The sequence below is a fragment of the Victivallis lenta genome (assembly GCF_009695545.1).
Classification (GTDB): domain Bacteria; phylum Verrucomicrobiota; class Lentisphaeria; order Victivallales; family Victivallaceae; genus Victivallis; species Victivallis lenta.
Genome location: NZ_VUNS01000001.1, coordinates 212,959 through 237,351 on the forward strand (window position 1 = coordinate 212,959; position 24,393 = coordinate 237,351).

At 62.5% G+C, this 24,393-nt stretch carries 17 protein-coding genes; 12 read left to right on the forward strand and 5 right to left on the reverse strand.

All coding sequences use genetic code 11. The features are described 5' to 3' along the window. Positions 1-2 precede the first annotated feature (2 nt). The 3 genes from FYJ85_RS00850 to FYJ85_RS00860 are packed head-to-tail and all read left to right on the forward strand — an operon-like array spanning position 3 to position 3,073. Positions 3-1,187 (forward strand): electron transfer flavoprotein subunit alpha/FixB family protein, encoded by a 1,185-nt coding sequence (locus FYJ85_RS00850; protein ID WP_154416682.1) that lies wholly within the window; start codon positions 3-5, stop codon positions 1,185-1,187. Further along, on the forward strand, positions 1,188-2,618 hold the full coding sequence (locus FYJ85_RS00855) for an FAD-binding oxidoreductase (RefSeq protein WP_154416683.1): 1,431 nt from the start codon (positions 1,188-1,190) through the stop codon (positions 2,616-2,618). Further along, entirely contained in the window at positions 2,615-3,073 is a 459-nt protein-coding gene (locus FYJ85_RS00860) for a hypothetical protein (RefSeq protein ID WP_154416684.1), read from the forward strand. The genes FYJ85_RS00855 and FYJ85_RS00860 overlap by 4 nt, the downstream gene beginning before the upstream one ends. A 7-nt stretch (positions 3,074-3,080) precedes the next feature. Here FYJ85_RS00860 and FYJ85_RS00865 read toward each other — a convergent pair whose 3' ends face one another. Further along, positions 3,081-3,896, reverse strand: coding sequence for an AraC family transcriptional regulator (locus tag FYJ85_RS00865; protein ID WP_206212904.1), 816 nt, complete (start codon positions 3,894-3,896; stop codon positions 3,081-3,083). A gap of 114 nt (positions 3,897-4,010) precedes the next feature. Here FYJ85_RS00865 and FYJ85_RS00870 point away from each other — a divergent pair, with 114 nt between their 5' ends. From FYJ85_RS00870 to FYJ85_RS00895, 6 genes are all read left to right on the forward strand, one after another. Further along, entirely contained in the window at positions 4,011-5,342 is a 1,332-nt protein-coding gene (locus FYJ85_RS00870) for an alpha-amylase family glycosyl hydrolase (protein WP_106053150.1), read from the forward strand. A 33-nt stretch (positions 5,343-5,375) separates the two neighbouring features. Further along, on the forward strand, positions 5,376-6,503 hold the full coding sequence (locus FYJ85_RS00875) for a radical SAM protein (protein ID WP_206212905.1): 1,128 nt from the start codon (positions 5,376-5,378) through the stop codon (positions 6,501-6,503). A 205-nt stretch (positions 6,504-6,708) separates the two neighbouring features. After that, on the forward strand, positions 6,709-7,869 hold the full coding sequence (locus tag FYJ85_RS23510) for a peptidylprolyl isomerase (protein ID WP_154416686.1): 1,161 nt from the start codon (positions 6,709-6,711) through the stop codon (positions 7,867-7,869). A gap of 125 nt (positions 7,870-7,994) precedes the next feature. Then, positions 7,995-9,035, forward strand: coding sequence for a serine hydrolase domain-containing protein (locus tag FYJ85_RS00885; protein WP_206212906.1), 1,041 nt, complete (start codon positions 7,995-7,997; stop codon positions 9,033-9,035). A gap of 185 nt (positions 9,036-9,220) precedes the next feature. Beyond that, positions 9,221-9,925: a prepilin-type N-terminal cleavage/methylation domain-containing protein gene (locus FYJ85_RS22880; RefSeq protein ID WP_158703921.1), complete on the forward strand. Its 705-nt coding sequence runs from the start codon at positions 9,221-9,223 to the stop codon at positions 9,923-9,925. A gap of 15 nt (positions 9,926-9,940) precedes the next feature. Further along, positions 9,941-14,056 carry a glycoside hydrolase family 2 protein gene (locus FYJ85_RS00895; RefSeq protein WP_154416688.1) on the forward strand — a complete coding sequence of 1,372 codons (4,116 nt, stop codon included), beginning with the start codon at positions 9,941-9,943 and terminating at the stop codon, positions 14,054-14,056. A gap of 69 nt (positions 14,057-14,125) precedes the next feature. Here the strand turns inward: FYJ85_RS00895 and FYJ85_RS00900 are convergent, their stop codons facing one another. Beyond that, a complete protein-coding gene (locus FYJ85_RS00900) occupies positions 14,126-15,025 on the reverse strand; it encodes a dihydrodipicolinate synthase family protein (protein ID WP_154416689.1) in 900 nt (299 codons plus the stop codon). Between the two features lie 169 nt (positions 15,026-15,194). On the opposite strand from FYJ85_RS00900, the gene FYJ85_RS00905 reads away from it, so the two are divergent. The 3 genes from FYJ85_RS00905 to hcp all read left to right on the forward strand — a co-directional run bounded on the left by FYJ85_RS00905 (position 15,195) and on the right by hcp (position 18,157). Then, complete coding sequence (locus FYJ85_RS00905) at positions 15,195-15,836, forward strand: GntR family transcriptional regulator (protein ID WP_154416690.1); 642 nt, start codon at positions 15,195-15,197, stop codon at positions 15,834-15,836. A gap of 111 nt (positions 15,837-15,947) precedes the next feature. Next, entirely contained in the window at positions 15,948-16,511 is a 564-nt protein-coding gene (locus FYJ85_RS00910; RefSeq protein ID WP_106053156.1) for a TetR/AcrR family transcriptional regulator, read from the forward strand. Between the two features lie 113 nt (positions 16,512-16,624). Continuing rightward, a complete protein-coding gene (hcp, locus tag FYJ85_RS00915; RefSeq protein WP_154416824.1) occupies positions 16,625-18,157 on the forward strand; it encodes a hydroxylamine reductase in 1,533 nt (510 codons plus the stop codon). 43 nt (positions 18,158-18,200) lie between these two features. Here the strand turns inward: hcp and FYJ85_RS00920 are convergent, their stop codons facing one another. From FYJ85_RS00920 to FYJ85_RS00930, 3 genes are all read right to left on the reverse strand, one after another. Beyond that, a complete protein-coding gene (locus FYJ85_RS00920) occupies positions 18,201-19,589 on the reverse strand; it encodes an MFS transporter (RefSeq protein ID WP_158703922.1) in 1,389 nt (462 codons plus the stop codon). Positions 19,590-19,613: 24 nt separating this feature from the next. After that, positions 19,614-20,363 (reverse strand): DUF1559 family PulG-like putative transporter, encoded by a 750-nt coding sequence (locus FYJ85_RS00925; RefSeq protein WP_154416691.1) that lies wholly within the window; start codon positions 20,361-20,363, stop codon positions 19,614-19,616. Between the two features lie 111 nt (positions 20,364-20,474). Next, positions 20,475-24,341, reverse strand: coding sequence for a rhamnogalacturonan lyase family protein (locus tag FYJ85_RS00930; protein ID WP_154416692.1), 3,867 nt, complete (start codon positions 24,339-24,341; stop codon positions 20,475-20,477). Positions 24,342-24,393: the final 52 nt, after the last annotated feature.

The following is a 24,393-nucleotide window of genomic DNA, read 5'->3' on the forward strand; positions in this document are numbered from 1 at the left end:
TTATGGCGCATATCAGAATCCATCAGGAGAAGGCCGCCGATCCGGCGGCGCTCGCGGCGCTCTGCCCGTTCGGAGCCATCCGCGCCGACGGCGGCAAACTCGACATCGACGCGGGATGCAAGATGTGCCGGATCTGCATCCGCAGGGGCAACGGCGTTTTCGAGTACGTCGAAGACCGCTCTCCGTCGGTCGACAAATCGGCCTGGCGCGGCATCGCGGTCATCGCGGAGCAGACCGCCGGAACCGTGCATCCGGTCACCTATGAACTGATCGGCAAGGCGCGCGAACTCGCCGGGAAAACCGGACAGACGGTCTACTGCGTCCTCATCGGGCATGAAGTCGCGGAGAAGGCGGACGAACTGCTCGCCTATGGCGCCGATGAGGTGTTCGTCTATGACGACCCGGCGCTCGAGCATTTCCGGATCGAACCGTACGCGGCCGTGCTCGAGGAGTTCATCAACGCGAAACACCCGTCCGCCGTGCTGGTCGGCGGCACGCCGTCGGGACGCTCGCTCGCGCCGCGGGCCGCGGCACGCTTCCGGACCGGGCTCACGGCGGACTGCACCTTCCTCGATATGCAGCCGAACACGGACCTCGACCAGATCCGCCCGGCCTACGGCGGCAACATCATGGCGCACATCAACACGCCGAACCACAGGCCGCAGTTCGCGACGGTCCGCTACAAAATCTTTTCGATCCCGCCGAAGGGCGCGGCATCCGGCAGGGTCACGCGCCGCGCCGTCCCGCCGGAAAAGCTCGCGTCGGGCATTTCGGTCGTCCGGGTGGCCGAAAAACAGCGCGAAACCGGCATCGAGGAGGCGGAGGTCCTCGTCGTCGCCGGACGCGGCGTCCGCAGGGCGGAGGACCTTGCGATGCTTGAGGAACTCGCCGGGCTGCTCGGGGGAAAACTCGCCTCGACCCGTTCGCTTACCGAAGCGGGCTGGGTCAATCCGCGCAGCCAGATCGGGCTCTCCGGGCGGACGGTCAAGCCGAAGCTCATCATCACCTGCGGCGTCTCGGGGGCGATCCAGTTCGTCGCCGGCATGAACGGTTCGGAGCTGATCGTCGCGATCAACACGGACCCGGACGCGCCGATTTTCAAGGTCGCGCACATCGGCGTCCGCGGCGACCTCTATCAGATCGTGCCGCGGCTGATTGAAAAGATCAAGAACGGAAAGGGCAGGTAAATGTCGCTCTCCTACAAGCAATTCGATGAAACCGACCTCGCGGAGCTGCGGAAGATCTGCGCGCCGGAACGGGTGATCCCGGGCGCCGGAATCAGCGAGGATTACTGCCACGACGAGCTGTCGGGGACGTTCAGCCGGCCCGATGCGCTCGTAAAGGCGATGTCGGCGGAGGAGGTCTCCGCAATCATGAAATACGCCTCGGCGAACCGGATTCCGGTCACGCCGCGCGGCCAGGGGACCGGGCTGGTCGGCGGCTCGGTCGCGCTGTTCGGCGGCATCATGGTCGACCTCTCCGGCATGAACCGCTTCCTCGAGCTCGATGAGGAAAATATGACGCTGACGCTCGAACCGGGCGTACTGCTGATGGAAATCTCGAAATATGTCGAGGAGCGCGGGCTCTTCTACCCGCCCGACCCGGGCGAAAAAACCGCGACCATCGGCGGAAACATCAATACGAACGCCGGCGGCATGCGCGCGGTCAAATACGGCGTGACCCGCGACTACGTGCGCGGGCTCGAAGTCGTGCTGGCCGACGGCAGCATCGTCGAGCTCGGCGGCAAAGTCGTCAAAAACAGTTCCGGCTACAGTCTGAAGGATCTGATCGTCGGCTCAGAAGGAACGCTCGGCATCGTGACGAAGGCGATCCTGCGGCTGCTGCCGCTGCCGCGCTTCAAGATCAGTCTGCTCGTGCCGTTCCCGGACCTGCCGTCGGCGATCCGGACGGTTCCGGCGGTCATCCGCGCCAGTTCGGTGCCGACCGCGGTCGAATTCATGGAGCGCGAGGTGATTCTCGCGGCGGAGGAGTTCCTCGGCCGCAAGTTTCCGGACAACAGTTCGGATGCGTATCTGCTGCTGACCTTCGACGGAGCGAGCAAAGAGGAGATCGACCTCGCCAGCCGCGAGGCCGCGCACACCTGCCTCGCGGCGGGCGCGATCGACGTGTTCCTCTCAAACACGGCAGAACGGAATGAATCGATCTGGTCCGCGCGGGGCGCGTTCCTCGAAGCGATCAAGGCGTCGACGACCGAAATGGACGAGTGCGATGTGGTCGTGCCGCGCCGGGATGTGGCGGAATTCGTGCTGTTTTCGCATTCTCTGCAGGAGAAATACGGCGTCCGGCTCCGCTCCTTCGGCCACGCCGGGGACGGCAATCTGCACATCTACGTGCTGCGCGACGGGCTCGACGACGCCGCGTGGGAGAAAACGCTGGCAGCCGTCTTCGGCGAACTCTACGCCAGGGCGCGGCAGCTGAACGGCAAGGTCTCCGGCGAGCACGGCATCGGCCATGCGAAGCGGCCGTACCTGGCGGAGTCGCAAAGCGCCTCCGAACAGATGCTCATGGCCGGCATCAAACAGGTGTTCGACCCGCTGAACATCCTGAACCCGTCGAAAGTCATCACACCTCTGAATGAAAGGGACACAATATCATGAAATACCTTTTTTCCATGCTGCTCTTCTGCGCGGCGCTGACCCTCTCCGCCGAATCGAAATTCTTGAAAGTGTCGGAGTTCCAATACGACTTCGACAAAAAATCCATCACCTTCCAGGTTGAAAACACCTCCGGCAAGGATATCAGTTCGTTCGATTGCAAACTCGAACTTGAGATCGACAGGCGGGATTTCGAGGTGTATGCAAACGGCAGCAACCTGAAGAAAGGCGAAAAGCGGATGCTGACCCGGGACCTGCAGAACCTGAACCCGAAAAGCCGGGTGAAAAAAATCTCCGGAAACCCGGCGATCTCGCTCGAAGACCTCTCGATCACCACCATGAAATTCGCGGACGGGACGGAAGTCAAAAAATCGGAAGGCACCAAAGTCAACCCCGGCAACCGGAAACGCCCCGGCGGCAGGCGGAGTCCCGGCGGCCAGAACAGCCGCGTCCGCTGAACGCCATTCAGCGCCCGCCGCTCTTTCGCCAGAACGACGGCGCGACGCCGGTCCGCTTGCGGAAGAAGCGGCTGAAGGAGTAAATCGAATCGTAACCGCACGCGGCGGCGATCCGGCCGACCGGTTCGTCCGTCTCCTCGAGCAGCCGCCGGGCGGCGTTGAGCCGCCGCTCGGCCAGGTAGTCTCCGAGCGCGATGCCGAGCTCCTCCCGGAACTTCCGCCGCAGATGGCTGGCCGACAGCCCCGCCCCCTCCGCCAGAAGCTTGATCGAGAGCTGCCGGGTCAGCTCCTGGTTGATCCGGTTCAGCACGGCTTTGACCGGCGGGGAGAGCGGCGCGTCCCTCCTCGGCAGCTGCCCGGCCGACAGTTCGCGCAGCAGCAGTACCAGCTCGAACATCGACCGCAGCGTATCGCCGTCGAGATAAGCGTCGACCAGGCGCTCCGCCGCCGCGAATGCCGCATCGTTCGCCTCCATCAGCGGTTCGGCGGGCAGGTACGGCTGCCCCTCCTCCGCCTCGAACGAAACGATCAGACGGTCATGACGCTCCCGCCCCTCCGGGACGCTGCGCCGCAGATACGGCTTGACCAGCAGCGCCCGGCCCGGCTCCAGCGCGATCCGGTTTCCGCTCACCAGATACTCCATCGGCACCGCCGGAAGGATCAGCATATGGCGTGTGCTGATGATCGTCCGCTCATGCGGATAATCGTGCCAGTAAAGCAGAAGGCTCGACGGCAGGCGGAAGCCGCCGCCGATCTCGCGCCCCCGGAAATAACTTTCCGGCTCCGGCAGCAGCTTCGCTTTTTCGATCAGGCGTTGTCTCATCGGAATAATCGGATTGGTTAAAAAGATAATCATCCCGGCCATTGCCGTTTTGAACATCATCCGGTATAATATATCGCAGGAATCCACTCAGTCAACCATCGGAAAGGATAAAAAATGTCGAACCTGACGGCAAAAGCCGCGCCGGAATTCCTGAAGGACTCGGTCATCTACCAGATCAATCTGCGCACATTCACGCCCGACGGGACGCTGAGGGCGGCGGAACGGCTGCTGCCGCACATCGCCGCGCTCGGGGCGGATATGGTCTATCTCTGTCCGGTCACGCTGGCCGACGACGACCCGCGCCCGGAATTCTGGAGCGACCGCCAGAAGCAGTCCGGGCTCAACAACCCGAAGAACATCTACCGCGTCGGCGACTACTACGCGGTCGATCCCGAATACGGCACGGATGACGACCTGAAATCGTTCGTCCGCACCGCCCACGGCCTCGGGCTCCGCGTGCTGCTCGACCTGGTCTACTACCACTGCGGCCCGTCGGCGGCGTTCCTCGCGGAACATCCGGATTTCGCGGTCCGCGACGAAAACGGGGAAATCCGGAACGGCCATTGGCATTTCCCGGAGCTGAATTTCGCTTCGTCCGGATTGCGCGAATACCTGTGGCGGAACATGGAGTATTTCGTCCGGGAATTCGACGTCGACGGCTACCGCTGCGACGTGGCCGGGGCCGTTCCGCTCGATTTCTGGGAGGAAGGGCGGCGGCGCATCGACGCGCTGAAACCCGGGCTGATCATGCTGGCCGAAAGCGAGGGCGACCGCCGCGAGGAGCAGCGCGCCGCCTTCGAATTGAACTACGGCATGACGTTCATCTGGAGCTTCCCGGCAGTCCTCCGCGGAGAAAAACCGGCCTCGGCATTGCGCGAGGCCCGCGAACAGCGCCGGGCGGAGGCGCTGCCCGGCGCGCGGTTCCTCGCCGCCTTCGACAACCACGATCTTGCGAACGACCAGTATGACGACCGGATCGAGAAACTCGGCCCCGAGCGGATCGAAGCCGCCCTCGCCTTCTGCTTTGCGCTTGACGGTGTGCCGCTGCTCTACTGCGGGCAGGAGATCGCCGACTCGCACCGCCACAGCATCTTCGGGAACCGTTTTTACGGCCCCGGGCTCGTCATCGACTGGTCGAACGCGGTCACGCCGGCCGGCGAACGCCGCATGAGATTCCTGAAGGAACTGATCGCCCTCCGCCGCCGGACGCCGGCCCTGACGCAGGGGGAAACCGTCTGGCTCGACAACCCGTATCCGGATGAGCTTCTGACTTTCCGGCGGACGATGCCGGCGGAGAGCGTCCTCACCGCCGTCAATTTCGGCCGCGAGACCCGGACCGTCGGGACAGGAGGCGGAGAGGTGCTTTTCCGCGGCGGCGGGGCCGCCCTGAACGGCGGAGACGAAGCGGTTCTGCCGCCTTCCGGATTTCTGATTTCGCGGACTTGATTTCCGTTTCCGGCGGCGTATATTACCGGCATCATGGATGCGCTGCAGAAACTCATACACCTCGCGGACGACTCGCGTTACGATCTCGCATGTGCCTGCTCCTCAAGCGATAAAGAGCGGCGCAGGCGCAAGCTGGACGGAAGCTGGCTCTATCCGGTTCCGCTGGCGGCGGGCGGGTACGGCATCATGATGAAAACGCTGCTTTCGAATGCGTGTTCGAGCGATTGCCGTTACTGTCCGCTGCGCCACGAGGGGAATGTCCGGCGCTGCACGCTCCTGCCGGACGAGATCGCCCGGCTGTTCATGGATCACCTGAGCCGTCAATGGCTGCTCGGCATCTTCCTCTCCTCCGGCATCGTCGGCACGCCCGACCGGACCATGGAGCGGCTGACTGCGGCGGCCGAGATTCTGCGCCGGAAGTACCGCTACCGCGGCTATATCCATCTGAAGATCATTCCAGGCGCTTCCGAAGCGGCCATCACGCGGGCGCTGCAGCTGGCCAGCGCGGTCTCGCTGAATATCGAGACGCCGGGAGAGCGCTACTTCCGGCAGCTCTCCGCCTACAAGAGCTTCGACAGCGATATCGTCAGGCCGCTGCGCTTCCTCGCGGACCAGACGCAGCCGGGCAGCCCCTATGCGGGAATCCGCTGCTCGACCCAGTTCATCGTCGGCGCGGCGGATGAGAGCGACCGCGAGCTGGTCCGCTATACCGCCGCCGTCTACCGCAAGCTCCGTTTCGAGCGGGTCTACTTCTCCGCCTTCCAGCCCGGCGCGGACATTCCGCTCGCGCCGCGGCCCGAATCGCTCGAACTCGTGCTTTCCAACCACGACCGGCTGACCCGGGAGCACCGGCTCTACCAGGCCGACTTCCTGCTTCGGAAATACCACTTCGACGCGGACGAGATGGAGTTCGGACCGGACGGGAATTTCGATCTCGCGCGCGATCCGAAACTGCGCTGGGCCGAGCGCCACCCCGAGTTCTTCCCGGTCAGGATCAACACGGCCGACCGTGAAGCGCTGCTGCGCATTCCGTGCATCGGCCCGACCTACGCGGACCGGATCATCGCGGAACGGCGCAAGGCGAAGCTCTCGAACCTCCTGCGGATCGGGCTGCGCGGCAAAAACGCCCGGACCGCGATCGATTATATCGACTTCTGCTGACCCGCGCCTGTGCTCCGCGGCGGGATGCGGCGGATTCCGCCGGAAATATCTTTGGGGAATCCTCGCATTGCGACTTGAAATTATGCGGTTAAGAGTGTATTAATTTAACAATCGACAGCTTTTGGCGTTGAAATCCGTGACACAGGCAATTCAGAAGGGAAGCGCAATAGAGGACGTTTCCCGGATTAAAGAAGGAGAAAGAGAAATGGACAACAGCAGAATGATGGCGCTTCTCGTCGCCGGCAGCATGATCTGCGGCGGCTTTGCGGCGTCCGCGGCCGACGAAGCCAAGAAGGCCGAGACGGCCAAGCCGGCTGAAGCGGCCAAGGCCGCCGAAACGGTCAAGCCGGCCGAAACCAAGCCGGAGGACCTCTTCGCAGTGGTGCCGGCGGTCGTCGCCGAAGTCAAGGGCGAAAAGATCACGAAAGACATGCTCGTGGCCGAAGTCATGAAAATGTTCCCGAACGGCAAGATTCCCGAGGGCGTCACCGCCGACAATCTCAAGGCCGCGCTGCCGGGCATCGTCAAGCAGCTCGTGATCCAGAAGATTTTCGAGACCGAGATGGCCAAGGCCGGCATCAAGCCGTCCGCCGAAATGGTCAAGGAAAAAATCGGCGAAGAGTTCAAGAAGATGGACAAGCAGATGCTCGCCATGATCACCCAGCAGCTCCAGATGCAGAACAAGACCGTCGATCAGTACATCGACGAGATGTCCAAGGAGCCGATGGCGCAGCAGCAGATCGCCAACCAGATGTATCTGGAGGAGAAGGTCCTGAAGAACCTGAAGTTCGACAAGACCATCCCGGCCGATGCTGCGAAGAAATACTATGACGAGAACGCCGCCCAGTTCAAGGAAGAGGCCGACAAGCCGGACCAGATCCGCGCCTCCCACATCCTGATCGCCCCCGACGGCAAGGATGATGCCGCCGACAAGAAGGCGCAGGAGAAGGCTGCCGCGCTGCTGAAGCAGCTCAAGGAGAATCCGAAGCTCTTCGAAGAGCTCGCCAAAGAGAACAGCACCTGCCCGAGCAGCGCCCGCGGCGGTTCGCTCGGCGCCTTCGGCAAGGGCCAGATGGTTCCGGAATTCGAAAAGGCGACCCTCGCGCTCAAGCCGGGCGAAATTTCGGCCGAGCCGGTCAAAACGCAGTTCGGATATCACATCATCCGCCGCGACGCCCTGCAGACCGAAGGCACGACCATTCCGTTCGAAAAGGTCAAGGGCGACATCGAATCGTTCCTGAAGGCCCAGAAGGACGTCGAAGAGAAGCAGCAGCAGCAGAAAGCCGTCATGGAGTTCTTCCAGCAGCTTGAGAAGGAATACGGCGTCAAGTACCTGATTCCGATGCCGGAAGAGCTCGGCAAGTAAGCTGCCCGCATTTCCGGAATACTGCAACGCACTGCTTCAGACGAAGCGGTGCGTTTTTTTCTGATGCGCCGTTGATTTTCCGGCGTCAGCAGGTAATGTATTCCCTCACCGAACCCGGAGGTACCATGAAACGCATACTCATTTCCGTACTGGCGGCGGCGGCGTTCGCGCTCGGCGCCGCGGACTATGATTTCACCGAACTGGACCGGCTGCTCGAAGGCTGGATGGATGCCGGCGTCTACCCCGGACTCTCGTTTCTCGTCGTGAAGGACGGCAAACCGATCTATGAACGCAGCCTCGGCGAACACACGCCGGCGACGACGGAGTTCATCGCCTCGGCCGGAAAATGGTACGCGGCGGCCTGCATCATGACGCTGGTGGACGAGGGAAAGCTCTCCCTCGACGATCCGGCGGAAAAGTGGATTCCCGAATTCAAGGGAGACCCCAAAGGCAAAGCGACGCTGCGGCAGCTGCTCTCGCACACCTCCGGCTACATCAGCTATCAGCCGGTCGGACATGACGACAACTACGCGACGCTGCAGGAATCGGTCGTGGCGCTCCTGCCGCGCAAGCTCGTCGCCCGGCCTGGCGCCCGATGGAACTACGGCGGCATCGCCATGCAGATCGCCGGACGCATGGCCGAACGCGCGTCGGGGCTCGTCTGGGAGCAGCTCTGGGAGCAGAAAATCGGCAAACCGCTCGGGCTGACCGATACCGCCTGGGTGCCGGTGGATCCGAGACATATTCCGAAACTCTCCGGCGGGGCGCGCTCCTCGCTGCGCGACTATGCGAAATTCCTCGAAATGCTCTCGAACAACGGAACCTACCGCGGAAAGCGCATTCTTTCGCCGGAGGCGGTGAAGGAGATGGGCCGCGATCAGCTCAACGGCGCCGCAGTTCCGAAAGACGTGTTCGTCGAGGCGTACTGCGGCGGCAAACACCCCGGCATCTACGGGCTCGGCCACTGGCGCGAGAGCGAAGACGCCCGGGGCAATGTCCTGATCGAAAGCTCGCCGGGCTGGGCCGGGACCTACCCGTGGATCGACCGCGGGCGCGGGCTGTATGCCGTTCTGGTCGCCCACAAAAACCAGATCCGGCTCAACGCCATGTATGCCGGGAGCGCCCTGCCGCGGCTGGTCGGCAAAATCGTCGATTCCGCCCGCTGACGGCAGGACGGCAGGGCTCCGGAGGATCTCCGGAGCCCCGCCGATTCAAATAATTCCGTTTTTTTTACTCGCCTATTGACATCCGCACCGTTTTGTGGTATAATTTTTATTGTAAGGTAATGTAAGGTATTTATATATTCCGCAGTTTCACAAATAACGCAACGAAGTCTAACGGAGGTTCCGGAATGAAGAGAGAGTCATTTACCCTGATTGAACTGCTCGTCGTGATCGCGATCATCGCGATTCTCGCCTCGATGCTGCTGCCGGCGCTGAACCAGGCGCGGGAGTCGGCGCGCAAGACCAAATGCACCGGCAACCTGAAACAGTTCGGCACGGCCGCCATTCTGTATGCTTCCACCAACAACGACTACTGGGTTCCGTTCCGGCCCAGTTACTATGAAATCGACGATTTCCGCCGCGAAATCGGCGCTCCGCCGCTGAATGCCGACCAATCGAACAAAACCTATTTCCCGGTCAACATCCTCTGCCCGAACTCCCGCGCGGTCATTCAGGCCGGCACTTCGGACGGGATCAAAGCCGGCCACGTCCTGCGTTCCTACGGAGTCGGCTACAAGACGCTCGAAGACACCGAAGGGTGGAAAGACTACCGGGCCTACAAGGTGACCAGACTGACCCGGCCGACCGAGTCGGTCTCCTTCGCCGATGCGCTCGACCACCTGATCTACGGGTATGACCCGTATGCCGCCGACCGCGGCTACTTCAACTACGGCGAGGACGCGCCGGAGGGAAAAGGAGTGCTCGCCTACCGGCACAGCAAAAAGACGAACGCCTGCTTCTTCGACGGCCATGTCGAGTCGCTGCAGTGGGAGGACATCAAGTCCAAACTCAACACGAACAACGACTATTTCAAGAACTTCTACTCCCGCTGAAGACAGGAGCATGACATGATCAAGCGTTTCACTCTGGTTGCCGCGGCCTCCGCCGCGATATTCGCAGCAGCGGCGGAGATTCCGCCGTTCTACCCCGAACTCGGTCCGGCGCTGCCGATGGAGTCTCCCGCCGTCGCGCCGAATCAGGTCGAACTCAAACGTGCGGACGGCTCCGTGGTCAAGCCCGGCGCCTTCACGCTCTCGCGCTCCCTCAACGGCAGGGAGTGGAAGATACTCCCCCCGGTCCGGTCCGCCCGGCCGTTCGACGCTTCGGTCGACCTCGACAAAGGGTATGAACAGCCCGGTTTCGACGACTCGAAATGGGATGCGATCGCGGTTCCGCTCGACTGGTACAGACAATATCCGAAGGCGTATCTGCGGGAAGAACCGTATGTGAAGGGCTTCTACCGCCGGAAATTCGACGTGAACGCTTCCGAGCTGGACGGACGCCGCGCGCTGCTGCGCTTCGGCGTGATCGGCTACGATGCGGTCGTCTTCGTCAACGGCAGGGAGGCAGGGCGGCACAAGGGCGATTTCACGCCGTGCGAATTCGACGTGACGAACCTCGTCAAGCCCGGAGAAAACACGCTCGCCATCCGTGTGCTCACCGACTTCGGCACCACCCACGGCACGGTTCCGGCCGCGAAGCACGTCTACGGCTCGCAATGGGGCTGGGGCAACATCAAGGGCGGCCTCTGGCAGAGCGTCGAACTCGCTTTCGTGCCGGAGCTCTACATCGAAACCATGCTCGTGAATCCGGTGCTGAAGGATTCGGCAATCCGGGTCGACTACACCATCGACAACCGTTCAGGCCGCGAGTTCAAGGGCGAACTCGCGCTCACGGTCACGACCGCGCTGAAACGCGACCCGAACAAAACCGCCGGAAACCTCTCGCTGCCGGTTTCGCTCAAGCCCGGCGTCAACACCGGCACGGCATCCGTAAAACTGGCCGACCCGGTCAAATGGTCGCCGGAAAATCCGTTTCTCTACTATCTGTCGGCCACGCTTGCGGACGGCGGCAAGGTCGTCTCGGGAGCTGTCGAGCGCTTCGGCTACCGTGATTTCAAAATCGTCGACGGAAAATTCCATTTGAACGGCGAACGCATCTATCTCTTCGGCGAAAACATCCGTTCGGTCGATTTCGGCGGACGCGGCACGACGCCGGCCGAAGACGCGGCGAACCTCCGCAAATACATGAACGGCTTCAAGCGGCAGGGCGTCAACATCATCCGGAACGCCCACCTGCCGATCCTTCCGGCCGCGCTTGAGATCGCCGATGAAATCGGACTCATGATCTACGACGAATGGGGCTGGAGCTTCACGAACCTTCTCGACGAAAAAGCGTTTCAGGAGAACAACGACCGCGAGCTGCGCGAATGGCTCCGGCGCGACTACAACCACCCGTCGGTGGTCATGTGGTCCGGCGCCAACGAGGTCCGGCACCGGGAAAAGCCGGATGTCAAGCGCCAGCTCGACCGTCAGATCGACCTCATCCGTGAATTCGACAAATCGGGGCGGCCGGCCGGTTCGTTCTCCGGCTCCGCCTCATGGATCAGCTACGGCATCGAGCCGCTGAACACGGATTTCCTCGACCTGCACAGCTATCACGGGCTCTCCGTGAACTCCTGGACACGCTGGAACAAGAACATCAACGACGCCTACGACGGTTCGCTCGAGCATTATAAAGTCAAGGGTGACCGGCTGCCGTGGCCCTACATCATCTGGGAGTGCGTCGGCTTTACCTGGGGCGGCAAAAGCGACGCCGCCTTCCGCATCGGCGACATGAACCAGTATGCGAAATATGCGCGTTCGAGCACCTCCTGGGCACAGGGCAACGGCATCGGCTACGCCGGCACGATCGGGTTGGCCGCCTCGCTCGACCCGAAGCGCGGCATGAGCTACGGCAAAGCGCTGTTCGGCCACCGGCTGCTCGAACTGGCGCGCCAGAATCCGCGCGTGGACGGTTTCGCGCCGTGGCAGCATGCGACCGGCTTCCGCCCGGCGACGCTCTGGAATCAGCCGATTCTGGTCGGACTCCGCAACGAACAGGGATTGCCGCCGTCGAACTTCTTCGCCGGCCGTGACACAAAGCGCGAGCTCTTCGTCGTCAACAGCACGAATCATGAAGTGAAGAACGGGAAAATCCGGGTCTGGCTCCTGACGGAGCAGGGCAAAGAGCTTCCGCTCGCAGAGGCCGCCCTCCCCGAGCTCGCTCCGTGGAAGACGGCCGTACTCCCGGTCACCCTTCGAATGCCGGAAAAGCCGATCGGCCATGCGCAGCTCCGCGCCACCTTCTCCGGCGCGGACGGCAAGGAACTGTCGCGCAACTTCTACAATGTCTACCTCGGCAGCCCGGCCGTGCTGACCGACCCGGTCAAGTGCGCCGAAAAGGTCGCACTGCTTGATGTCGGCAGCCCGGCCGACGTCGAAACGACAGGCGCCGTCCTGAAAGCGCTGGCAATTCCGTACGCAGTCATCCCGGCGGCGAAACTCGACGGCGCCTTCACGGCGGCGATCATTCCGGCCGGACTCGAAAACAGCGAACCGCTGAAACTCGACGCCCGGAAGCTGGACGCCTGGCTCAGAGCCGGCGGCAAACTTCTGGTTCTCGAACAGCCGGTCACCTCCGGCAACGTGCTGCCCGAATCGAAGCCGGTACTCTCTCCGCTGCCGTTCGCGGACCTTGTTTATCCGCAGCACCCGGTTTTCGCCGGACTCGACCAGCGAAACTTCGATTTGTGGGAAAACCCGGTCGAAGGCCGGGTCATCACGGTAGCCCTGGCGCCTTTCTCGACGAACGCGATCGCCGTGCGCGGTCCGCTGCTCGGCAGCCAGAATGTCGAAAACGCGGTTCTGGAAGCCCTGGTCGGCAAGGGGCACGTCTTCTGGACGCAGCTCGACGCGACCTCCCTCTGGGGCCGGGACAGCTCGGCTTCGACTTACCTGCGAAACGTCTTCGACTACATGCTCTCCGGCCGCAAACCGTACGAAAAGGTCATGCCGCTTGAGCTCAGCTCGATGCACTGGTCGATTCCGGAAGGGCGCGAATATCCGATCGACCTCACGAAGCAGGCGAACCGCGGTTTCCGCGACGACGGTGACGGAACCGGCTGGACCGGCCAGGGCGAGAACGACTTCCGCAACATGCCAACCGGCTTGCAGAAGGTGAACGGCATCCCCTTCCGCATCATCGATCCGGCGAAGAACAACGGAAAGTCCTGCCTGATCGTGCGCGGCACCGAAAAACCCGAGCTCCCGGCCCGGATCGACGGCATTCCGGTCAACGCGAAGCTGTCGCGGCTCTTTTTCCTGCACACCTGTGCCTGGAAGGGAACCGATGCGGGCTGCTACCGGATCAACTACGCCGACGGCACGAAATATGACTACATGCTGATCCCGGGCCGCAATATCGGCGACTGGTGGAACTGCGCGTTCCTCGGCGATGCGGCACCCGGCATTCTGCGGCCGAATCCGGTAACGGATCAGGTCGGCACCTATATGGCCGTCTGGGACAATCCGTTTCCGGAGAAGGAGATCAAGACCATCGACTTCCTTTCGGCCGGACAGAATACCGATATCGACTACCTGCCGGGCCGCTGTCCGGTTCCGATCCTGGTGGCCATGACCGGCGAGCGCGCCGGAGAAGCGCCGTTCTCCGTCAACGCCTCGGAATGGAAGGGCGGCGGGCGGAACGGTGTTCCGGCCCCCGAAATCGGCAAGGTCAGGACGACGCTGCCGGACGGCCGTGCGGCAGAAGTTACCCGCATCGCATTCCCGAAGGTCGCCGGGGAACAGGGGTTCAGCTACGCGATGATCCGTTTCGACCCCGCCAAATACGACCCGAAGAAGCACCGCTGCCTTTCGATGCTGATCAAAGCCGACAAACCGGGCGCACTCGACGTCACGATCCCGGAACGGAACTGGAACGGCCAGATGCGTCTCGGCTTCGAACTCGGCAACCGTTCCGGCGAATGGCGGCGCGTGCGGCTCGACCTCTCGCGGCAGCAGGGCGGCGCCATGCGCGATAAAGTTCTGCGCGGCGAACTCTTCCTCTACAACGGGGAGAACAAGCACTATCTGTATCCGCGCCCGGCCACTTCACTCGAAATCGCCGACATACGGTTCGAATAAAGCGGACACGCCGCGGAAGCCGAAACGGAGAAGTCTCCGCCGGCTCCTGCGGCTGGGCTGCCCCCGGAATCAGCCCAGCCAGGGGTCGAGTCCGGCTTCGGCGATGTCGCGGCGGAAAGCGAGTTCCCGTTCAAGGGGAAGACGCGGAGCCGGGAGACGCATCGGGCCGACATCGAGTCCGGCAAACTTCATGTAGAGCTTCTGCGACGACATGCCGTATCTGCCGATGAGGACGATGCCGCGATGGGTCAGCTCCTGAAAACTGCGGGCGCGTTCGATATCGCCGGCCTCATAGGCTTTCAGGAGCTCCCGATAGAGCCGCGGGAAATAGTTGTAGGTGCTGCCGACGCCCGCTTCGGCGCCGGCGGCAAGCGAGGCGAGCAGCATTTCATCGCGCCCGAACATGATCTGGAAACGGTCGGAGTAATCGACGCAGCGCTGGAATTCGCAGAGATTTTCATCCGTATACTTGATTCCGGCGAATTCGGGACACTCCTGCGCCATGATCGGCAGCAGGTCACGGATCGGCAGATTCGCGTGAGTCATGCACGGAACATGATACAGATAAAGCGGTTTCCGCGCGCATGCCTTTGCGATCTCCTTCAGACAGTCGGCCAGCTCCCGAACCGTGGGAGGCCGGAAATAGAACGGCACCATGGCGCAGACGGCATCGGCCCCGGCTTCGGCCGCATGTTCGGCAAGCGCCTGCGATTCGCGCACCGAACACGATCCGACATTGATGATGACCGGGATGCGTCCGGCCGCCGCGCCGATGAACGCCTCCGCCATCGAGCGGCGCTCCTCGTGCGTCAGCGAGGGGAACTCCCCGGTTGAGCCGATCGCAAACAATCCGGCCATTCCGTTTTTCAGCGAATGCTCGACCAGCATCGGCACCTTCTCCGGCGCAATCGAACCATCCTCGTGCATCGGCGTGAACGTCGCCGCCACCAATCCTTTGAATCTCAGCATGACAAATCCTTTCCGGCCATGAATGACAAGTTGTCATTAATTATACCGGATTGTATCCAATTTTTCAAGCAAACTTGTTCAAATTATCAGAATATATTCTATTTTTTAATTGAAAATTGGATAAAAAGATGATATACTGTAACCGAAACATGCGAAACAGGAGGCTCCGATGGAAAGAAGCAGGCACGGCAGTACGGCCGGACAGGTGCGCAAGGCGATCCGGGCGGACATCCAGACCGGAGTGTTTCCGGCCGGAAGCCGGCTGACCAGCGAAATGCTGGCGGAGCGCTACCGGGTCTCCCGCACACCCGTGCGCGAGGCGTTGATCCGGCTGGAGGAGGACGGGCTGGTCTGCGGCACCCCGAATGCGGGTTACGAACTGCGCCAGCCCACCATCGCGGAACTCTGCGAAATTTATGAATTGCGGGAAGCGCTCGAGGGACTCGCCATCGAACGAACCATCCGGACCGGAGTCCCGCCCGAACTGCTGAAGGAACTCCGGCAGGCCTGCGAACTCCGGCGAAACAGCAGCGTCAACGGGGAGCTCGAAGCCGGCGACTTCGCCTTTCACCGGGCCATCTGCCGGCACTGCGGCTCCGCCGCGCTTCGCGGCATCATCGACAACACGCTGCTGCTCTCCACCGTTTTCGCCGTGGCGCCGAAGCTGTTCCGGGCCGACCGCGGCAGGACCGACCGCGAGCACGAAGCGATCGTGCAGGCCGTGGCGGACGGCGACGCGAAGCGCGCGAGGCGGCTGCTGACAAACCATATCGCCGCAGCACGCAAACGCCTCGAAAAGCTCGCAAAATAGCGGAGCCCGGCGCGCACATCCGCAAGTTTCCCGTAAAAAAGAGAAATCCGCTCTTGATATCCGGCGAAAGAAGGATATATTGTTAGTGAAGTATAACTAACAGGAGTAATCATGAGCCTGACGAAGAGGCAATCCGAAATCATCGACGCCGCGCTGAAGCTGACGGCGGAGGGCGGCATCCAGAACCTCACGATCAAGAATCTCGGCAACGCGCTCGGGATCACCGAGCCGGCGATCTACCGTCATTTCAGGAGCAAATCCGAAATCGTCAGGACCATGATCGGCCGCTTCGACGAGGCCGTACCGGCCGAAAGCGCGGAACTGCACGGCATTGAGGCGATCGCGGCGTTTGCCCGAAACCGCTTCGGGCAGGTGCAGGCCGACCCGCCGCTGGCCCAGGTGATGTTCGCCGAAGAGCTGTTCATGGCCGACGCGGAATTTTCCGAACGGATGCTCGAGATGATGCACCGCCATAAAGAGACGCTCGAACGCCATTTCCGCGAAGCGCAGGAACGGGGTGAAATCCGGAAGGATCTGCCGGTCGATATGCTGTTCCGGCTCTTCTTCGGCCCGGTGCGTCTGCTGATCAAGCAGTGGGGCATGGCCCGGGGAGCATTTGATCTCCGCCGCAAGGGCGAGGAGCTCCTGAATGCACTGCGCCTGACATTGCGCTGATTTTTTTTCACAGCAGAAGTCAGTTTGCAATAACAAACTGAAAAATCCGCCGGACGGTTCCGGCGGCGGAGAACGGCCATCCATCAGAAGGAGAAAAGAGGATGAAAGAGTGCATGTTCTGCTTCCAGTGTCAGGAGACCGCAAAGAACACCGGCTGCACGCTGGGCGGCGTCTGCGGAAAGAAACCCGAAACCGCCAACCGCATGGATGAGCTGATCCGGCAGCTGAAGCTGCTGGCGCTGACCCGCAAGCCGGACCGGGAACTCGGACTTTTCGCGGTACAGTCCCTGTTCATGACCATCACCAACGCGAATTTCGACGAAGCCAGGATCGCGGCGCAGCTCGAACGTGCGAAGGAACTGACCGGCCCGACCGCGGCCCGGGCTCCGCTCGGCGTGCTCTCCTGCGAAAACGAGGATATCCGTTCGCTGCGGGAGCTGCTGACCTGCGGCCTCAAAGGCATCGCCGCGTATGCGGACCACGCCGCGATGCTCGGCAGAGAGGACGATGCAGTCTATGAATTCGTCTTCAGGGCGCTGGCGGCCACCGCGCAGGAGCTCTCCGCCGGAGAACTGATTGCTCTGGTGCTCGAGTGCGGAAACATCGCGGTGAAAACCATGGCGCTGCTGGATGAGGCCAATACCGGAACTTACGGAAAACCGCAGGTCACGCGGGTGAAAACCGGCGTCGGCAAGCGCCCGGGCATTCTCGTCTCCGGCCACGACCTCCGCGACCTGAAAGAGCTGCTTGAACAGAGCAAAGAGGCCGGAATCGACATCTACACCCACAGTGAGATGCTGCCGGCACACTACTATCCGGAACTCAAAAAATATCCGCACCTCTACGGCAACTACGGCAATGCCTGGCACCGGCAGAACAGCGAATTCGCCGCGTTCAACGGGCCGATCCTGATGACCACCAACTGCATCACGCCGGTTCAGGAGAGCTATCGCAATCGCATCTTCACCACCGGAATGGCCGGCTATCCAGGCATTCCGCACATCGCCGACCGGAAGGACGGCTGCCCGAAGGATTTCTCGGCGATCATCGCGCTCGCCCGGACCTGTCCGCCGCCGACTCCGCTTGAGGACGGCACGATCGTCGGCGGTTTCGCACACGACCAGGTTCTGGCGCTGGCGGACAAGGTTGTCGCCGCGGTCAAATCCGGCGCAATCAAACGCTTTGTGGTGATGGCCGGCTGTGACGGCCGCCAGAAAACGCGGGAGTATTTCACCGACGTCGCTTCGGGACTGCCGGAGGGGACCGTCATCCTGACCGCCGGATGCGCGAAATACCGCTACAACAAACTGCCGCTCGGCGATATCGGCGACATTCCGCGCGTGCTGGATGCCGGCCAGTGCAACGACAGTTACAGTCTCGCCGTCATCGCCCTGAAACTCAGAGAGGCGTTCGATCTCGACGACGTGAACCGTCTGCCGCTCTCCTTCGATATCGCCTGGTACGAGCAGAAAGCCGTCGCGGTGCTGCTGGCACTTCTGGCGCTCGGCTTCAGGAACATCCGGCTCGGACCGACGCTGCCGGCCTTCCTGTCGCCCGGCGTGGCCAAAATACTGGCCGAAACCTTCGGCCTCAAGCCGACCGCAGAGGCGAAAGCCGACACGGAAGCCATGATGCAGGGGAAATAGCCGGGAAAGCCGCCGGGCCGGAGATATTTTCCGGTCCGGTGCGTCACTCGGGCATCGGCGCCCGATACCCGGCATCCCCGCCCTGTTTCAGAAAATTCCGGTAAACCTTGAACAGCAGCAGGATGGAGAACAGCGTCAGCACTCCGCCAAGCAGGAACAGCGACTGGTAATCGTGGTCCAGCAGATCGAGAATGCCTCCGAGCAGCGGCCCCATCACCATCGAACAGAACGAGACGATCAATCCGACTGCCGAACCGAACTGCGCGAACAGCGCGCGCGGCACAAGGCGCGACGGCAGCGAAGCGGTCACCGTCATATAGCAGCCCGACAACACGCCGTGCAGGACGAAAATAACGCCGAAGCAACGTGCATCCGCCAGCAGCACCCAGCCGACGGCCATCACCAGAAAATAAGCCGCCATGGTGACGATTCCGCAGCGGATCGGGTGAAAACGGTCTGCAACCGCTCCGAGCGGATAACTCAGCAGCATGGAAACCAGATAGGTGACGACAAGATACAGGCCGTACTTCCCCATATCGATGCCGAGCTTCTCGGCGTACTGGATCGAAAAGAAGTTGACCGGCATGAAAACGATCATCCCCAGCGTGACGGCGAGCATGTACCAGCGATAATACGGCAGTTCAAAACTCTGCCGCAGGTAGGTGACCGCCGAACGCATGACCCGAAGCAGCACGGACTCCCGGCCGGCGGCGGGAGCCGGCTCCTCCGGAGGCGGCGGATATTCCCCCTCCTTCACTTTGAAGCAGAGCAGCAGCAGCCCGAGCAGATAGAGCGTTCCGATGCCGAAGAAAATCTCCGCCGCATGCGTTTTCACCCGGTCGATCAGCCAGCCGTTGTAGAGAATGCCCGCCCCGAGGCTGACTATGCGGAAGAGCCCGAAGAAACGGCCGATCAGTTCCAGCGGAACCACGTCGTTGACCAGTGCATTGAACAGAGAGCCGGAGAGCGTGGTCCCGAAATCCAGCAGGACCCATGCCGCGCAGAAGAAGAACAGCATCCCGGCATGTTCCGAAACCGCCGGAACCGCGCCGTGCAGCCGGCTGCCCAGCATCCGGGAAAATCCGAGCAGATAGAGCCCCAGCACGATGAACGGCGTCGTGAACATCAGGAACGGAATTCGCCGCCCCCACCGCCCGCGGTGACGGTCCGAAATGTAACAGATCGCGGGTGAGAGGAAAAGATTGGTGAAATTCGGGAATCCGATGATCACCAGTCCATACACCAGTTCCGACACGCCGATCTGCCGGATCAGCAGCGTCGCCGACGGCGCCACGGCGCGGTCCTTCAGCGCCCACGGGAAGTCGCCGCCCAGGAGACAGAGGCAGAGCATGAGCAAACCGCCGGCGGTATAGGAGAGAGTGCCGACGCGCCAGAGCTTTCTTCCGGGCGCAGCCGCTGTTTCCTGATTCATCTTCCGCATTCTCCGCACAATCCGTCAATCGCGGATCACGTAATTATACATGGCGGTATGGGCGATATCCCCGATGGAGACCACTCCGGCGCTGCCGTCATTGTGCGCGACGACCGCCCGGGTGTTGCCGTTGTGACGCATATGAATATTGCGCTGCGAAGCGATCGTTCCCATCATGCCCCAGCTCCCGGAATTCGGCGTATCGCGGCCGGCAAGCGAAGAGCTCTGAAGGCTGCTCGCATCGTACCCGGTCCGGGTGCTGTCTGCCAGAATGATCCGGTCCGCCGCCAGCCGCGCGGGATCGAGAAAGACGCTGTTCGCTCCGTCGGAGGTGAGGTCCTGCGCCCCGAGCTGGTAATAGGCGGTTGCATCCCAGAGCCCGTAGGTCTGGTGATAGCCGTCGAAGCCGTCGGGCTGGTAGGCTTCGCACATGATCATGGTCTTCCGCTTCCGGACCGGTTCCGGGAGGTAGCCGTTATGGCAGATCAGATATCCCCAGTATCCCTCGCTCGTACGGATGCCCGTGTCGGCGGCGTTGTAGCGGGCGGAGGGGTAGAGCCGGAAATCACCCGCGTACATGTTCAGAGCAAGGCCGACCTGTTTCTGGTTGTTGAGGCAGGTGCTGGTCCTGGCCCTCTCCCGCGCCTGGTTCAGCGCGGGCAGCAGCATGGCGGCGAGAATCGCGATGATCGCAATCACGACCAGAAGTTCGATCAAGGTGAAGTGTCGACGCATCACAGGCGGCATATGGTGTTTGCTATTCCGGCTTGACATAATGTGATTCCTTTTGTTGAACATGGTTTCCTGCCTCCGGCGGTTAATTTGTTCGTTCTGCTCTTCAACGTTGCTCATGCTGAAATCGCGGGAAAACCCGGCTTCCCCCTTTTATCTGACCGGTTCGAGATAGAGGTAAGCGAGATTCATGGAACCGGAATTCGTATTTTCCATGGACACCGTGACTTCGCCCGCGGGGAGGTCGAAAACCAGTTCCGCGCCCTCGCGTTCAAATCCCTCCAGCACCCACTCCTCCGGCGAGTGGCCGAAGCCTCCGGTCGGCGGAAAGGCAAAGATTCCGTACTCTTTCCCCGCCACCGTCAGCTTCCGTTCCGCCAGGCGGGCGCTCGCACGGAGCATGGTCAGGCGGTATTTCCCCGCTGCCGGCACCCGGAAGCTCCAGCTCAGCGCATGTCCCTTCTCATCCCAGCCGAGCATGCAGCCGTCCTTGGCGAGCGAGCGGCCCGCCTCGATCTTGACGTTCCCGCCCTTTTCGGAAGAGAACTTCGCAGCCGGAACCGTGACCGCGCCCGGAGCGACGGTGCGCGTTTTCTTCCTATACAGGGGGACCTGCCCGCGAAGAAGCCGTTCCCCGTCCCGCCCGGCGAACTCCCCGCGCACGAGAAGCCCGGTCTTCACATCACCCGATGCCGCAACCCGGGTGACGGAGACTCCGCCCGCCTTCAGGTCCACATCCCATTCTGCGGGTTCCAGCGTGACCCCGGCCGGGGCGGCAAGCCTGACCCTGCCGGCCAGCGCGCCGTGGCGCGAAGCGCTGACCGTCACCTGGATATGCGGATCGCCGCCGGAACGGTGGATCAGGCTGAAGTTGTCCGACTCCTGCGTCGGCAGACAGGGCAGACAGGCGTCGGAGGGATAGCCCTGCGCATTGTTCAGAACCCCGGTCCGGTAAGAGTGCTCCTGCATCAGCGACGGACGACGGTCCATGGCCGGAATCGAGGTCGCGTAAATCCGCACCTCGCCAGGCAGGGAGACGACCAGCTCCTCGCGCCAGTCGCCGAAAAGGTCGGCAGTCGTGACCCAGTTCCCCGCGAACATGCCGCCGACAGGACCGCCGTCGAAATCGCGGATCAGCCCGGTGCACTCCTCCTTCTCCAGATCCGCATCCCAGTAGACGCCGCGCCGCATCGGACCGACCGAGGCGCCCCGGTTCAGCAGCCTGCCGGAGCCGGAGAAGAGCCAGCGGCGCTCCTTCGAAGGACCGCGCCCGTCGAAATCGAGTCCCATGACCTCCATCCCCGGCAGCGCCGGATCGAGATCGATCGCATAGCCGTCATTGACATGCCAGGTCTGCTCGCCGAGTCCCCAGAGAATCCGGCCCGTCTTCGCGTCGGCGACGCAGACGCCGTTCTTCCGCTGCGGCGTTTCATAAATATAGGCGACCTCCAGTCCGGGATTCTCCGGCATGATGTCGGAGAGATACATGTAGTCATTGTGACCCATGCCGGTCGTCCAGAGCACTTCGCCGTTGTCGTCGAGCGCCATGCTGCCGAGCAGGATCTCGTCGCGCCCGTCATCGTCGAGGTCGGCGACGATCGTGGCATGCGCCCCCTGCCCGCGGCATTTGTCTCCGAGTCCCTCGTTGCTGAATTTCCAGACATTTTCGAGTTTTCCGTCCTTCAGCTGCCACGCCTCGCCCTTCATCAGCCCGTAGGTGCCGCGGAGCGCGACGACGCACGGAGTTTTACCGTCGAGATACGCCATGGCAAGCTGGTTGCGGTTCACGAGATTGTAGCTTTCGAATCCCTCCCGCGACGGCCAGGGGGCGCGGGCGATCTCCTCTCCGGTCATGCCGTCGAGGATCACGAGGTACTCGGGGCCGGTGAAGACGCGGCCGTCTTTTGCCCGCGGATCGCCCTCGCCCATCTTCAGCGCGACCTCCGCCCTGCCGTCGCCGTCGAAATCGTAGACGATGAAGGGGGAGTACCAGACGCCGCGCTCGATCGCCCAGCCATAGCTCTTCGTCCAGAGATGGGTGCCGTCGGAACGGAAGGCTTCGAGCCTGTAGGGCTCCGGCGTCGGATACCAGTACGCCTCCCACGGGTCGATGTTGGCGTCGGGCGTCTTGAAAATATAGTCGTAGGTTCCGTCGCCGTCGAGGTCTCCGACGCCGACCCGCATGATGTTCGTTTTCGGGTCGGGGAGTTTGAAGCTGATGTATTTTTCTTTCAGGAGAGCGCTTTCGCCCGCTTTTCCGGTGAAGCCTGCGGCCGGGCGCACCGCGTAGCGGTCACCCTCCTTTGCGCCGGGATCGGTGAAGTCGCAGGTCCGGACGACCGCCTCCCGGTTCAGCCGGGTCTCCCTGCCGTCGCGGATGCGGAACACATCGAAGCCGATCTTCGCCGGGTCCTCCCGGAGCAGCCGCCAGGAGATGTATGCGCCGCCGCCGTCCGCCGGAAGCGCGACGACTCCGCGCCCGAGCCTTTCCCGGACCCGTTCCTTCGCCCAGCCCCTCACACGCGGCAGATCCCTGAGCTCCCGCTGTTTCATGACCTGAAAGTAGTCGAGATAGACCGCGCCGGGACCCGGGTCATGGCGGAAGCAGTTCGCGACGTAGAACTCGAAAAAGCCGGTGTCGGAAGAAACATCCTCGAAAATCGTGGCTCCATCGGAAAATTTCCGGAACTCCTTCCCGTCGCGCGATACGCCGTAGCTGCGGCCGCCCGCACAGAAAACCGTGTATTTCGCCCCTTTTTCCACGGGAACGCGGAATTTCAGCAGGGCCGAATCGGAGTCCGCCGCCGGACGGTCCGTGTCGCACGCCAATGCGCGCAGCACTTTGCGCCCCGACCAGCGGGACGCATTCTCGTCCTTCGACCAGAGCTCCCATTTGCCCCGCTGCGCAACGTCCCAGGTCAGAAGCTCCCGGTTCACAACACACTCCTCCGCCTCGAATTTGCGGCTGTTCCCGTCGTTCTTCAGCCAGTTCACGCCGGGATCGGGATACTTCACGGGCGGCGGCAGAACCGGGACAATCTTCGTCGCCGCGGCCGCCCCGTCCAGCCGCTCCAGCGTGATGCAGTCGAGATAGACCGCGCCGTATTTCGCCGGGTCTTTTTCGGCGAAACAGTTCGACAGGGTCAGTTCGAGACGGCCGTCCTTCACCTCGAAGCGCCCGGCCGCGACACCGTGCCCGGAGATGCGCCGGAATGTCTTTCCGTCAAGGGAGATTCCGAACGAACGGCCGCCGCTGGCCGAGACCCGGTAGCTGCCGTTCTCCACGGGAATGCGGATCGTGAGCGCGGCCGAAGCCGGATCACCCGGTTCCCGGTCGCGCCGGGGGCCCGCGATGCGCAGCACCCGGTCGCCGGACCAGACGCCCTTGCGGTCCTCGTCCCAGACATCCCAGGCGGCGGAGGAGATCCTGTTCCGGGCCAGTTTCTCCCGCTCCACAACGAAATCCTCCGCTTCGAAGCGGCGCGGAACACCGGGCTTCAGGACGGCCGGCGCGACCGCCTTCGGCAAATCCGCGAGCCGCTCCGCCGTGATGCGGTCGACATAGACCAGCCCGTAATTGGCCGGATTCGCCTCGGCGTAACAGTTCGCCAGCTTCAGCTCCAGAACGCCGCCGCGCACTTCAACGCGCCCGGCGACCACACCGCGCGCGTCAATCCGCGCAAAGTTCCGGCCGCCGTCCGCGGAGATTCCGAAGGTGCGCCCGCCGGTCGCGGAGATCCGGTAGACGCCGTCCTCGAGCGGCAGCCGCAGCGTCAGCATCGCCGAAGCCGGGTCCTGCGGATTCCGGTCGCTCTTCAGGCCGCCGATGCGAAGCACCGTGCCTTCCGACCAGCGCCTGCCTTCGGGATCGGTCGTCCAGATGTCCCAGGCGGAGGAGGAGAGCCGGTCGCGGTTCAGCTTCTCCCGCTCGACCACGACATTCTCCACCTCGAACTGCCGCATTTCCGCCGCCGCCAGCGTCGATGCGACGGCGCAGCACAGACATATCGCTTTCCACATTTTTTCAGCTCTCCTTCCGGAATAATACCACGTGATATTAAAACATCCTATG

Bases quoted from the DNA above. Each gene is read 5' to 3' on its own strand.
- FYJ85_RS00855 (WP_154416683.1), top strand. From the start codon at position 1,188: ATGTCGCTCTCCTACAAGCAATTCGATGAAACCGACCTCGCGGAGCTG.
- FYJ85_RS00900 (WP_154416689.1), bottom strand. From the start codon at position 15,025: ATGCTGAGATTCAAAGGATTGGTGGCGGCGACGTTCACGCCGATGCAC.
- FYJ85_RS00865 (WP_206212904.1), bottom strand. From the start codon at position 3,896: ATGAGACAACGCCTGATCGAAAAAGCGAAGCTGCTGCCGGAGCCGGAA.
- FYJ85_RS22880 (WP_158703921.1), top strand. From the start codon at position 9,221: ATGAAGAGAGAGTCATTTACCCTGATTGAACTGCTCGTCGTGATCGCG.
- FYJ85_RS00930 (WP_154416692.1), bottom strand. From the start codon at position 24,341: ATGTGGAAAGCGATATGTCTGTGCTGCGCCGTCGCATCGACGCTGGCG.
- FYJ85_RS00925 (WP_154416691.1), bottom strand. From the start codon at position 20,363: ATGTCAAGCCGGAATAGCAAACACCATATGCCGCCTGTGATGCGTCGA.
- hcp (WP_154416824.1), top strand. From the start codon at position 16,625: ATGTTCTGCTTCCAGTGTCAGGAGACCGCAAAGAACACCGGCTGCACG.
- FYJ85_RS00850 (WP_154416682.1), top strand. From the start codon at position 3: ATGGCGCATATCAGAATCCATCAGGAGAAGGCCGCCGATCCGGCGGCG.
- FYJ85_RS00875 (WP_206212905.1), top strand. From the start codon at position 5,376: ATGGATGCGCTGCAGAAACTCATACACCTCGCGGACGACTCGCGTTAC.
- FYJ85_RS00920 (WP_158703922.1), bottom strand. From the start codon at position 19,589: ATGAATCAGGAAACAGCGGCTGCGCCCGGAAGAAAGCTCTGGCGCGTC.
- FYJ85_RS00910 (WP_106053156.1), top strand. From the start codon at position 15,948: ATGAGCCTGACGAAGAGGCAATCCGAAATCATCGACGCCGCGCTGAAG.
- FYJ85_RS00860 (WP_154416684.1), top strand. From the start codon at position 2,615: ATGAAATACCTTTTTTCCATGCTGCTCTTCTGCGCGGCGCTGACCCTC.
- FYJ85_RS00885 (WP_206212906.1), top strand. From the start codon at position 7,995: ATGAAACGCATACTCATTTCCGTACTGGCGGCGGCGGCGTTCGCGCTC.
- FYJ85_RS23510 (WP_154416686.1), top strand. From the start codon at position 6,709: ATGGACAACAGCAGAATGATGGCGCTTCTCGTCGCCGGCAGCATGATC.
- FYJ85_RS00895 (WP_154416688.1), top strand. From the start codon at position 9,941: ATGATCAAGCGTTTCACTCTGGTTGCCGCGGCCTCCGCCGCGATATTC.
- FYJ85_RS00870 (WP_106053150.1), top strand. From the start codon at position 4,011: ATGTCGAACCTGACGGCAAAAGCCGCGCCGGAATTCCTGAAGGACTCG.
- FYJ85_RS00905 (WP_154416690.1), top strand. From the start codon at position 15,195: ATGGAAAGAAGCAGGCACGGCAGTACGGCCGGACAGGTGCGCAAGGCG.